Below are 12,391 nucleotides of genomic sequence, written 5' to 3'. Positions count from 1 at the left end.
CAAATCTAAACTGATTTACAAATATTGATTCGCATCTGTACATAAGCGCCATCAGTAATCAGTAGTCTCCGTAGTTATCTGTAATCTTCCCGCCGTTACTTCAGTACATTCAATTTACTATTCTTCCGTCCGTGCAGGAAATAAATGATCAGTCCGAAGATCATCCACGCAAATGCACTGAGCTGCGTAACATGATCGAGGCCGATGATCATGAAGGAGCACACTGCAATTCCGAGAATGGGAACGAGTGGAACCAATGGAGTTCTGAACGGACGCGGGATGTTTGGATTTTTCACGCGCATGATCCAGATGCCCACGCATACGAGTACGAACGCGAGTAATGTTCCGATGCTGGTAAGATCGCCGGTGATGTCACTCGGAATAAATGCGGCAAACAATCCAACAAAAACCAAAAGCATCATGTTGCTCTTGTAAGGTGTGCGGAATTTGGGATGCAGGTGAGAAAATATTTTCGGAAGCAATCCATCGTGCGACATGGAATAAAATACGCGGCTTTGTCCCATGAGCATCACGAGAATTACAGAGGAGAATCCGGCGAGAATTGCGATGGTAACCGCAGTGGAGAGCCAATGATAACCGGGCATGTACGTATCGATCGCATAAGCTACAGACGCTTCTTTTCCTTTTGTTGCATCAGCAAAATCGGCCCACGGTGCAACACCGGTGAGTACCCACGAAAATAAAATGTAGAGCACAGTACACACAGCAAGCGATCCGAGAATTCCTATTGGCATATCGCGCTTTGGATTTTTGGCTTCCTGCGCGGCAGTAGAAACTGCATCGAAACCGATGAATGCAAAAAATACAATGGCAGCGCCACCGATGATTCCACCCCAGCCGTGTTTGAAAAATCCTTCGTGATCTTTTACGTGATCGGGAATCATGTACGGATGATGATTTGCGCCATTGATGAATCGCCAGCCCACGGCAATGAAAACAAGAACGATGGAAACTTTCAGGAACACGATGATCGCATTTACAAAAGCAGATTCCTGTGTTCCTTTAATGAGAAGAAGTGTGAGTAAAAAAAGAATTCCTATTGCGGGAAGATTAATGAGCCCGTCGTAATTCACAACGTGCGATGCAATATCGGCCGGCATTTTGTGCAACACTTCCGGCGAAACTGCAGCGATACTGTCTTTCGAAAAACTCACTGCCATCTTAAGTGAATCCGATGAAGCAAGATGAAGATCAGGAACGCTCGGAACAAATTTGTGATTGATCGTGTGCAGATGTTCCATTGGAGAATGACAATATTTATAGGGAACACTGGTATGAAAAACGCTGGCTAATAATTTATTCAGATACTCGCTCCACGCAATGGAAACGGTCGCTGCACCGAGAGCATATTCGAGTATCAGCGCCCACCCTATGATCCATGCAATAATTTCTCCCATGGTCGTGTATGCATACGTGTATGCGCTGCCCGCAATCGGGATCATGGCTGCGAATTCTGCGTAACACAATCCGGCGAATGCGCAACCGATCGCTGCAACAATGAATGAAAGTGTAACTGCAGAACCGGCTGCTTCAGCTGCTGCACTCGCGGTGCGCACAAAAAGTCCGGCGCCAATGATAGCGCCTATACCGAGCGCGAGCAATGACCATGAACCGAGTGTTTTTTTCAAACCTCCTTCGGTCTCTGCCGATTGCGCCAATAAAGTTTCGAGCGATTTCTTCCGGAATAAACTCATAGATTTTTTTAGTTATGGTTTTCTGAGGTTGAATTCTGTTTTCGGGGAAGCCAAATATACAATTCATTCTCATACAGGAAGGAGTGTTGCATAACCGGCAATATCTTCTCATTGGTAAATAAAAATCGTGATGGCAATAAAAACTATCTTTGGAAAAAGGCATTTCCTGCATGAGTAAAAGGTATAGTCCAAAAAGAATTGCGTGGAGCGCGGGACTTGCTATCACCTTCTTCCTCTACTTTACTCTTGTCGATTATTACGGAAAAAAATACAGGGAGAATCATTCGGGCGATACCTTACAGTCGGGCGATACACTTCTTAATAAAGATTGGAAATTCCATTCGGGCGATAATCTGCAATGGGCATCTGCCGGTTTCAGCGATGAGCAATGGCAGAAAGTGAATACGGATTCGATGCCGCTTTCTTACCACGGAGAAATTTCCTGGTTCCGCCACAAAGTAAATGCAGGTGAAAATCTTTTTAAGGACCCGCTCGTAATTCATCTGTACCATGCCGGTGCTTCGGAAATATTTTACGATGGAATTAAAGTAGCTTCCTTCGGAAATGTTTCGGGCGAAAAAGAAAAAGAAGTGTGCATGGATCCTTCGCATTTTCCGATCAGCATCAGGTTGGGCGATACTTCTTCTCATCTTATTGCAGTTCGTTATTCCGAACTTCATTACCCTTCTTTCACCGGCGGAAAAGATGCTTATCCATTGGGGTTTGAAATGTCATTGGTAAAAGCGCCTTATTCTTTATCGCGGCAGTTGCAGGGCCATCGATTATTGTCGATCGTTTTTGCCGCAGGAATTTTTCTCCTGACATTATCATTCGTGCATATCCTTCTTTATGTTTTTTACCGCAAAGCGAAAGAAAATCTTTTCTATTCTATTTTCGCTTTCTGTTACGCGATGATCTTTATTCTGCAGTACATCATCAACAGCAGCAGCTCTCCGCAACTGATCTTTTTCTCACAGAAAATATTTCTTCTCTTTCTCAACCCGCTTGTATTTCTTGCTTTGCTTATTTTTATTTCCCGCGTTTACAACGAGCGTTATGGTTTTGCGGCATGGCTTGCCGGTGCAGTAGGTTCCATTGGCGTTTTGTTCGCATTTACCAATTGGCTGAGTCCGAGTTTTTATTTCACCTCGCTCGTGTGGTACGCTTTATTCAACGTGATCATCATGACGCGCGGAACTTACAAGGCGATGAAAGAAAATCGTCCCGGGGCGAAGATCCTCGGAACGGGGATCGGTGTATTTGCACTTTTTCTTTTCGTCGGAATGTCCATTATATTTTTCTTTCACCGGATCGATTTTTTCTTCAACACCTCCGGCACTCCCGTTTTGCTTATCCTTTTTTTCATCCTGATGAGCATTCCCATCTCGACCAGTGTTTACCTCGCGTACAATTTTTCCAATACCAACAAAGTGCTGAGTGTAAAATTAGATGAAGTAGAAAAACTTTCTGCCATTACCATTGAGCAGGAAAAAGAAAAACAGAAAATGCTCGAAGGGCAAAAAGAAGTACTCGAACAGCAGGTGAAGGAACGAACAGCAGAGATCCGCGAGCAGAAAGAACTCATCGAAGAAAAAAATAAAAGCATTACTGATTCTATCCTGTATGCACTGAGAATTCAGCAGGCACTTTTACCGACTGAGAAATACATCAGGAAAAATCTGAAAGACCCTTCCGAAAAAAAAGAATGATGAATTTTTTTTCGTTCATACGCAGAATTATATTCGCCGCTATTTTTGTTGTTGCGTGTGAAAATGTTTCCGCACAATCTGTAAATACCGATTCACTTTCAAAATTATTACGGTCGCTTCCGCGCGATACGCAGCGTGTGAATGTACTGAACAAACTTGCATTTGCATTCCGTACCGATCCGCAAACAGGGCTGGGCTATGCAAAAGAATCCATTGCTATTTCTACAGAAAAAAATTACGCAATGGGAAAAGCCTCTGCATGGAATACGATCGGTATCATTAATTATAACTGGGGAAATTATGATGAAGCAACAGAATATTATCTGCTATCGCTGCACGTGTACGACAGTCTTTCTGAATGGCGGAAAAAAGCAAGTGTAGAAAATAATCTTGCTTTGGTTTATTCGAAGAAAGGCGATTACAAAACGGCGATCGATTATAATTTGCGTTCCATTAAATTGAAAGATCAACTCGGTGACAAAAGCGGCATCGCAAAAAGTTATCTGAATCTCGGCAACAGTTTTTATGAGCAGGATAATCTGCCGCTCGCGCTCGAATATGGAAACAAAGCGCTCACACTTTACCATTCGCTGAAGGATTCTGAAGGAATTGCGAAAAGTCTCAATAACATCGGCTCTGTTTATTACAGCCGCACGCAGGATGACAGTGCGCTTTTGTTTTACAGGCAGGCGCAGGTTATACGCGAGCGCATGGGTGATGCGCAGGAAATAGCCAGCGGGTTGAATAATCTCGGAATGCTCCTGCTCGACCTCGGTGATATGGATAGCGCTTATGCCGATCTCTCGCGCGCACTTTTCCTGCGGACAAAACTCGGTGACAATGAAGAGATGGCTGAGAGCGATCTTAATCTCGCTGAATATTTTATTCGCACAAAGAATTATGATGATGCACTTGGGGTTGGAATATCAGGAGTGCTGATTTCCGAAAAGATAGGTTCGCGTAAATTCAGAAAACGTGGTTATGAATTGCTGGCGAAAATTTATTCATTGAAAAATGATTCGCAGGACGCATTCGCATACCAGAAAAAATACTCCGACCTGAGCGATTCGCTTGCCAATGAAAATAACAACCGTCAGTTGCTGGAGATGCAGGCAAAATATGAAAGTGAAAAAAAAGACAAGGAATTACTCCGGCAACAATCGACGATCAAACAACAGGATCTTGATGCGGCTAACCGATCGGCGCAACAGAAATTTCTTTTCGCGGGAATAGCATTGCTTCTTTTCGCAGTCATCGCGGTATTCATCGGCTACCGGCAGAAGAAAAAAGCAAATGAAGAGATCATTGCGCAGAAAAAAATGATCGAAGAAAAAAACAAAGACATCACCGACAGTATCACGTATGCAAAACGAATTCAGCGTGGATTTCTTCCCGGCGATCATGAAATGCGATCTGCACTTAACGAGCATTTTGTTTTTTATCAGCCGAAAGATATTGTGAGCGGCGATTTTTACTGGCTGGCATCCGTTCATACGACGCCGAAGAATGGGCCTTCGAAAAATGTAGTTGTGCTTTCAGTTGTCGATTGTACAGGGCATGGCGTTCCCGGCGCGCTCATGAGCATCGTGGGATGTACCCTCGTGAATCAAACGATAAAAAATCCGGATGTGAATTCCTGCGGCGATGCGCTGAATTTTCTGAACCGGGAATTACCGAAGAACCTGAAGAAACAAACCAACAATGAAATCATCCGCGACGGAATGGATATGGTGATGTGCGCTATTGATTTTGAAAATCTCACACTTGATTTTGCAGGAGCTAATAATCCGCTTTACCTTATCCGCAACAATGCACTTACAATTTACAAAGGTGATTCGCAGGCGATCAGCGGATCAGACGACCTGGAGAAAAAAGATTTCATTGATCAAACGATTTCACTGGAAAAAGGAGATTGCATTTATCTTTTCACAGACGGTTATGCCGATCAGTTCGGCGGGTCGCGTGGCAAAAAATTTAAATACAAACAGCTGCAGGAAAAACTGGTTGAAATTCATCACCTGCGTATGGAGGAACAGAAAAGTAAACTTGAAAATATTTTCAACAACTGGAAAGGAAAGCTCGAACAGGTGGATGATGTGCTTATTATCGGTATCAGGATATGAAACAATATTTCATCTACTTATTATTCATTCTTCTCCCGCAAATTTCATTTTCGCAGGATCGAAAAGCCGATTTACTGTTGCCTTCAGAAAAATATGTACAACGAAAACTTAATGCATAATGTATAATTAGCGCTCCTTCATTATGCATTATGCATTTGCACATCAAGAATCCCAAGCCCTTCTTCGAATGAATGCGGATCGTAACCAAGAATTTTTTTCGCTTTGTCAATGATGAACCCGGTACGCGGCGGGCGTTTTGCAGGTTGATTGATCGTGGAAGAAGAAACCGGCGTTACCAGATTTTTATCCAGCTTCCAGAAATCGGCAACGCGATGAACCAACTCGAGAATACTCATTGTGTCTTTTCCTGAAATATGAAAAACTCCCTTTGCATTTTTTTCCGCGCACAACACGCATCCTTCTGCAAGATCCTCTGCAAGTGTAGGTGAACGGAACTGATCATTCACCACATTTATTTTCCGTTTTTTCGTCAATGAATCTTTCGCCCATAAAACAATATTCGATCGGCTGAGCCCGTCCACAATTCCGTAAACGATAATCGTGCGCACAATACACCAGTTGATCTTTGAGTTGATCAATAATTTTTCCGCTTCAATTTTTGTCTCAGCATAATAACTCAAAGGATGCGGTTCGTCTTCTTCTTTGTAAGGGCCATTCTCCCCGTCAAAAACAAAATCTGTTGAAAGATGAATCAATTGACAATTTTGAATTTTGAATTTTGAATCCTGGATAGCATGAACCATGTAACCTACTGAATCTGTATTCAAAATCCTTGCCTCCTCTCTCTTCGATTCACACGCATCCACATTGGTCATGGCGGCCGTATTGATGATCACATCGGGTTTGTGTTTTAATACAACCTGCTCCACTTCTTCTTTCTGCGTAATGTCGAGCGGTTGATACGTGTAACCGTTTTTTTCGCGGATGCGGTTCTCTCCCTTAGATGTTGCGATGATATTCCACTCCGCCTGTCTTTTATTCCGCGCAAGAAGATTATAAACGAGTTTCTGCCCGAGGAGTCCGTTACTGCCGGTGATTAAAATTGTTTTCATTGCTGATTTCCAATTGCACTTTACGTAAGCATCTCCCTTAGCTTTCCTATCTGCTCCGGCGTGCCGAGTACAAATAATTTTCCATCCGGCATGAATTGCGTTTCCGGATCGGGATTGATGATGAATTCACCATTTCCTTTTTTGAACCCTACAATATTCGCTCCCGACTTGTTTCTTATTTCCAGTTCGCGGATGGATTTATTGCGCAACGCTTCCGGAATATTTTCGAATGTAATTTCTTCGAGATTGATGTCAGGACCGCCCTGACCGGTAATGTGATCGATGAATTCTATGACATCTGGTTTTAAAACGAGTGAAGCCATGTGCGCACCGCCGATCTTGTCAGGCATGATCACATTATTCGCTCCGGCAGTTTTTAATTTTTTATCGGAATTATCATCGCTCGCACGGCTGATGATCGTGAGTTTCGGATTGAGCGAACGCGCCGAAAGCACAATGAAAAGATTATCGGCATCCGTTGGCAACGTGGTGATGATGGCCGCAGCACGCATAATTCCTGCTTTCTCCAGCGTTTCATCCTGCGTGGCATCTCCATCGAGAACAAGATCGGAATAGCGGTGCGTAATGGAATCGACGATTTCTCTTTTATTCTCGATCACCACAAATCTCCTGTCATGTTTTTTGAGAATGTGCGCCGCCTGCCGCCCGTTGCGTCCGTATCCGCAAATGATCACATGCCCCCAGAGTTTTTCTATTGCGTTCAATTTTCTTATGGTTGAATAATAATTTCTGAATTCCCCGTTTAAAATATAACTCGTGAGTGAAGAAACAGCAAAAGCAAAAGTACCAAAACCAGTTATGATTAGAAAGATAGTGAACATTTCACCTGTTGAATTCAACGGATGCACTTCCCGGAATCCAACTGTGCCGATGGTATTGATGGTCATGTAAAGCGCGTCGAGAAAAGTGAACCTGCTGTCGATGGTCATGTATCCGGCCACACCGATCATGATCACCAGCAAAAGCATGGCGCCGGAAATGTAAAGACGTTTGAAATATTTGTAAGACCTCATTGAGTATGAAATACGAAAAGTTTACTAAGAGTTATTAAATACTAATTGTGCAAATATACGAATGGAGCATAGAAGACGGAGGATGGAATTATTTCATTTATGGAATCATCAATTCATTATTAAATTCTGTGATCAAGTCCATCTTCAATGCTCCGCCTTCCATTCGTATATTCGCACATTCGTCCCGAACATGTTCGGGATAATTCGTTTCCATGGATCAGCTCAAGCGCAATAGTAATATTCTCGCAAAATATATTCCGGCTCCTGCTGTTCCTTTGCTTGCCGAATGGATCTGGCATTTCAATTTCAAACTCAAAATAAAAAAAAGCCGCGCCACGCGTTTCGGCGATTATCATCCTCCGCTCCCGGGAAAAAATCATACCATCACCGTCAACAACGACCTGAATCAATTTGCATTCCTGCTCACACTCGTGCACGAGATCGCACACCTGCTTTGCTTCGAACGTTTTGGCAACCGCGTAAAACCACATGGCGAAGAATGGAAAGAATGTTTCAAGGAACTGATGCGCCCCTTTATGCGTCTTGATATTTTTCCTGATGATGTGCGTGCGGCCGTGATCGCGTACATGCGCGACCCGCGCGCGTCGAGTTGCACGGATGCACATTTGCTGCGCACGCTAAGAAAATTCGACAAGCCATCTGATTTTATTCACCTCGAAACATTACCCGCAGGAAGCGAATTCATTTACGGCGAAAAAGTTTTTTTGAAAGGAAAAAAAATCCGGACGCGTTACCGCTGTTCACTCAAGAACACTTCACATATTTATTTTTTTTCGGCGCTGGCGGAAGTGAAGAGAGGAATAAATTACGAATGAAACCGAATATGCGAATTGGTTTTTCGTTCGCAATTTATTTCTGATGAAAAACAATCCGTGAATCTGTTTGGATCTGTAATCCAACCTCACAGCATAATTCAATCACTTTTTCGTCATCGAAAGAATATATTTCTCCAGCGACTTCGCTTTATCTTCCGAACCTTTTTCTTTTTTACTCAGCTTCGGCCGGAAAATACGGTGCGGAGCATAATCACTATGTCCGCCGCGAAAACGATTCGAACAACGATCTGATCTTTCGCGTAAACAACCGGTCACTTCCGGATCGGTATCTTTCTCAAAAGTAAATCCTCCGCGCGGGCCTGTGTACGCCTGCCACATTTCGTGTGAACCGGGAATGTACCAGGTGAGATAACCGTTTTTCAGAAGTGTGCGCGGCTGCATGATAGCGCCGGTAAAACTATAGCGTCCTCCACTCGTTCCTTCCGGATCGAAATATTGTGGCGTAATAAAATCAGAAACGGGAACGCCGTTGCATTTGTAAGAATAATCATCGTCTTCGCACGGATCACAAACTTCCACGAGATAACTCACACGCGAATATTCTTTTTTGTCGGGATGTTTTTCAGTCCATTGCTTCAGGCAATTTCCCGGAACAAGACGATTCCCGAATGGATCGACGAGCATCTCCAGAATTTCATGGCTCACCGTGATCGGCCAGTCGCCTGCGTATTCCACGAGTGCGAAGGGTTGTCCCTGTTTGTCGAGATGATATCCTGCAGCATCGGCCACATGATTGCGGATGATGACCGGCCAATAACCAACCGGAATATCTTTTGATTTTTCAAATGCATCAACCGTTGCAACAACTTTCCACAATGGAGAAAAATCACGAATGACCTGTTTCTGCAATGCAGCGGCGACAATATTGAGTTCACTGAGTTTTATTTTTCCGGTGTGGTCCACCAGCGCGATGTGACTTGGTATCATAGCGTTTTTATTTTTTTACGGGGGATTACGAATATACGAAGTGTGTGTGCATAACTTCCACAGGCAAACCAAACAGGGCTGAAAGCCAATGGTGGTATAGGTTTGGGCGATTTTGGTAGCTTTTGGTAGGGTTTTGTTTACTCCTGATTCCCTTTAAATTCGTTAGGTAATCGTAAGGGAAAACCCTTCGCAAAACTACCTAAAAATGCTTCGATTTAAGCCTCGTCTGGCTCCGATTTTCAACCAGCTAGCGAACCGCTCCAAAAGGGCGGTTCGTGGCGTTTTAAGCCTTCCCATTCGCAACCCTCCTTGAGCAAGGCTACACTAAAACAAGCAAGCCAATTGCATGAGCAATTTGCAATTCATTAAATGTCGAACATTCAAAACTAAATGATATGTCAGTAGTATTAAGAAAATCGAAACTCAAAAAGGGATACTCCTTTTATTTCGATATCAGTTATAAAAGTAAACGCTGGACGGAGTGGACGAAAATCCGCATAAGGAATAGCGATACATCGGAAGAGAAAAACGAAAAAATAATTCTTGCCAAGAAAATGAAATCGGAACGTGAGCGCGAATTGATCGTGTTGGGAAAAGGTTTGCCAGGTGAAATTAAATTAAAGGAAATGGATTTCTTTGATGTGTACGATGAACTTTGTTTACCTCGTTTACGTTCTCAACACATCTACCAAAACATTCGGAAGAAAATCAAAAAGTTCAATGGCGAAAAAAATCCACTTCCGATTTTGGCGATTGATAAACCTTGGTTAGCATCTTTCCTCGTATTTCTCAAAAAGGAAGGAATGGTAAGCAATACCGTACATCAGTATTTCGCTTTCATGGGAACGATTTTGCGAGAAGCGATGTGTCTCGGATACATTGTGCAAAATCCGTACAATCTATTCAACAGACATGAACGTCCTAAACTGAAACGACCTAAAGCGGATCATCTTTCGGAAAAGGAACTCAACGCCTTTATTCAGAAAGAAACCACTAAAGTTGATGAACAATTAAGGCAAATGTTTCTTTTCAGTTGTTTCACGGGATTGAGATGGAGCGACTGTCAAAGAGTATCTTGGAATCACATCCGTAACATCCAAAACAACGGCAAGACGGAACAGGTAATAATTCTTACGCAAAAGAAAACGAACGAGGAAGTAATTATACCGCTGACTTCTTCGGCACTTGCACTTATCGAATCACGTAAGCGGGAAAAAAATGGAAACGTTGAGCCAGCTTCTCCATTTATTTTTCCTCGCTGGTCGATTGAAGTGGAAAAGAAAAAAGGTTGGTCGCTACGAGGCATGTTATCAATTCAAATGAGGAAATGGAAAGAGGCAGTTGGTTTTGAAAGACAATTCAAATTTCATCTTGCGCGACATACCTACGCTACATGGCTTATTCAAAACGGAGTTGACCTTTACACGGTTTCAAAACTACTCGGTCACGCGGACATGTCGGCAACAACAATTTACGCGAGAGTCTCCGATCAGGTTAAACTGCAAGCAATAACAAAACTACCTTATATAGAAATTTCAAAACAGGCAAAACATAAATCATTGACGAGAGTAGCATAGGCAATAATAATCTGTTCTATTACGAGGAGCGCGATTTTGCATTCCTCGTAATATGTGTTCTATTTCCGTGTTAATTTCTCAGAGAGGAAATAGAAAATGTATCAGGAGTCACGCTGATGGATTGAATGGGTTTGATTAAAGTATTGAAACGTACCATAACAAATACTATCAGAATTGCGATTACTTAGTTGGACTTTCTGCCTTAAATTTTTCCTCTTGATCAATCAATGGTTTAAACCAATTCCACATTTCTTGTAGTGTTTTAAATTCTTTTGGAATTGGGTGAGAACCAATAAATGCATCTTCAGTTGTAATAGGCAGATAATGGCAAAACCAACTTTCGCTAGTTCTTCTTGGAAAATGTGCAATTACAGAATCAAAAAAATTAGTTCCATAATCATAGTGTCCCGGATGTATGAATTTATCCCATTGTTTTCTCACTTCTTCTTCTGGTCTTATATCAATGATTTCAACTTGCTCCATATTTCTCTTACTAGGATCGCCCCATGCTTCGCTCATAAGACGAATCGCTTCAACATCTGAAGACGGAGCACCATATCCAAAAATTGTAAGTCTCTTAGTAGTTGAAGAGTGCATAAAATCTTTTGTTAACTCCCATTGCCCTATAGTGAAGTCATCTTGATTATAATTTTTATTTGTGACCGGAAATAAAAGTTGAGTGGGTTCAAAATAAACCCCTGAGTCCTTTGGATGTTTTCCCGGGTAACCAGCCTCTCTTAATTCTTTTGAATATCCTATTGCAACGTTGCCATGCAAAAAAGCAATTTGTGGGCTATCCCCACAATTATAGTTTCTACACCATGCATGATATAAAAACGGATCCCAGTTAAAAGTTGCAATCAAATCTTTAGAACGCAGACTCAAAACCAAAAGGTCATAGATTGTGGGCACTGCTGGAAGTTTCATGCTTTTGAAATAATCGCTTACCCTAAATTCAATTTCTTGAATTTCTTTAGATTTTGGATTTGCAGCATGTAACTTGCTGTAAAGATTCTCGAAGTTAGAATCTCTTAAATCTGGCGGAAGTTTTTCAACGATATCTTTTAGCCCTACAACTTCAATAAAATTGTCCATTGATGGAAGTTGTTTTCCACTAGGTTCGGGGTTTTTTATTGTGGATGCAATACTTGCTCCAGCACCAAGAATTACTACATGTCCACCACCTGAAATTACTGTATCAACAATATTTTTTTTTGCCATTGTTAAACTTATTTAAATGAAAAACTCCAACCCCAAGCAAATTTTTTTTCCAATTTTCTACTCTTCTAATATATCAAATCAAAATGCCTTAAAAAAGTCTAAGTCTTAATGGTCTGTTTTTGAATAATTAATACACTTTGATGTTTCGGGAGTGT

General features: G+C 42.1%; 9 protein-coding genes. 4 read left to right on the top strand and 5 right to left on the bottom strand.

Features of this window, described 5'->3' with window-relative positions; all coding sequences use genetic code 11:
• Window positions 1-95: 95 nt before the first annotated feature.
• Window positions 96-1,715, bottom strand: coding sequence for an amino acid permease (locus HY064_09800; protein ID MBI3510950.1), 1,620 nt, complete (start codon window positions 1,713-1,715; stop codon window positions 96-98).
• Window positions 1,716-1,885: 170 nt separating this feature from the next.
• On the opposite strand from HY064_09800, the gene HY064_09795 reads away from it, so the two are divergent.
• Complete coding sequence (locus tag HY064_09795; protein MBI3510949.1) at window positions 1,886-3,424, top strand: hypothetical protein; 1,539 nt, start codon at window positions 1,886-1,888, stop codon at window positions 3,422-3,424.
• Window positions 3,421-5,547, top strand: coding sequence for a tetratricopeptide repeat protein (locus tag HY064_09790; protein ID MBI3510948.1), 2,127 nt, complete (start codon window positions 3,421-3,423; stop codon window positions 5,545-5,547). Before HY064_09795 ends, HY064_09790 begins: the two co-directional genes overlap by 4 nt.
• Window positions 5,548-5,687: 140 nt before the next feature.
• Here the strand turns inward: HY064_09790 and HY064_09785 are convergent, their stop codons facing one another.
• Both HY064_09785 and HY064_09780 read right to left on the bottom strand, forming a co-directional pair.
• Window positions 5,688-6,620 carry an SDR family oxidoreductase gene (locus tag HY064_09785; GenBank protein MBI3510947.1) on the bottom strand — a complete coding sequence of 311 codons (933 nt, stop codon included), beginning with the start codon at window positions 6,618-6,620 and terminating at the stop codon, window positions 5,688-5,690.
• A gap of 20 nt (window positions 6,621-6,640) precedes the next feature.
• Entirely contained in the window at window positions 6,641-7,654 is a 1,014-nt protein-coding gene (locus tag HY064_09780; protein MBI3510946.1) for a potassium channel protein, read from the bottom strand.
• A 212-nt stretch (window positions 7,655-7,866) separates the two neighbouring features.
• On the opposite strand from HY064_09780, the gene HY064_09775 reads away from it, so the two are divergent.
• The gene (locus HY064_09775) at window positions 7,867-8,490 is read left to right on the top strand and encodes a SprT-like domain-containing protein (protein MBI3510945.1); all 624 of its coding nucleotides are present in this window, start codon (window positions 7,867-7,869) and stop codon (window positions 8,488-8,490) included.
• Window positions 8,491-8,592: 102 nt separating this feature from the next.
• On the opposite strand, the gene HY064_09770 is transcribed toward HY064_09775, so the two are convergent.
• A complete protein-coding gene (locus HY064_09770; protein MBI3510944.1) occupies window positions 8,593-9,438 on the bottom strand; it encodes a hypothetical protein in 846 nt (281 codons plus the stop codon).
• Window positions 9,439-9,833: 395 nt separating this feature from the next.
• Between HY064_09770 and HY064_09765 the strand changes: the two genes are divergently transcribed.
• A complete protein-coding gene (locus tag HY064_09765) occupies window positions 9,834-11,015 on the top strand; it encodes a site-specific integrase (protein ID MBI3510943.1) in 1,182 nt (393 codons plus the stop codon).
• Between the two features lie 180 nt (window positions 11,016-11,195).
• On the opposite strand, the gene HY064_09760 is transcribed toward HY064_09765, so the two are convergent.
• The gene (locus tag HY064_09760) at window positions 11,196-12,236 is read right to left on the bottom strand and encodes a hypothetical protein (protein ID MBI3510942.1); all 1,041 of its coding nucleotides are present in this window, start codon (window positions 12,234-12,236) and stop codon (window positions 11,196-11,198) included.
• Window positions 12,237-12,391: the final 155 nt, after the last annotated feature.

This window comes from Bacteroidota bacterium (genome assembly GCA_016194975.1).
GTDB lineage: Bacteria > Bacteroidota > Bacteroidia > Palsa-965 > Palsa-965.
This window is presented reverse-complemented; position numbering and strand designations above follow the sequence as displayed.

Coding starts and splice junctions, on each gene's coding strand:
- HY064_09780 (MBI3510946.1), bottom strand. CDS start 7,654: ATGAGGTCTTACAAATATTTCAAACGTCTTTACATTTCCGGCGCCATG.
- HY064_09800 (MBI3510950.1), bottom strand. CDS start 1,715: ATGAGTTTATTCCGGAAGAAATCGCTCGAAACTTTATTGGCGCAATCG.
- HY064_09765 (MBI3510943.1), top strand. CDS start 9,834: ATGTCAGTAGTATTAAGAAAATCGAAACTCAAAAAGGGATACTCCTTT.
- HY064_09775 (MBI3510945.1), top strand. CDS start 7,867: ATGGATCAGCTCAAGCGCAATAGTAATATTCTCGCAAAATATATTCCG.
- HY064_09790 (MBI3510948.1), top strand. CDS start 3,421: ATGATGAATTTTTTTTCGTTCATACGCAGAATTATATTCGCCGCTATT.
- HY064_09760 (MBI3510942.1), bottom strand. CDS start 12,236: ATGGCAAAAAAAAATATTGTTGATACAGTAATTTCAGGTGGTGGACAT.
- HY064_09770 (MBI3510944.1), bottom strand. CDS start 9,438: ATGATACCAAGTCACATCGCGCTGGTGGACCACACCGGAAAAATAAAA.
- HY064_09785 (MBI3510947.1), bottom strand. CDS start 6,620: ATGAAAACAATTTTAATCACCGGCAGTAACGGACTCCTCGGGCAGAAA.
- HY064_09795 (MBI3510949.1), top strand. CDS start 1,886: ATGAGTAAAAGGTATAGTCCAAAAAGAATTGCGTGGAGCGCGGGACTT.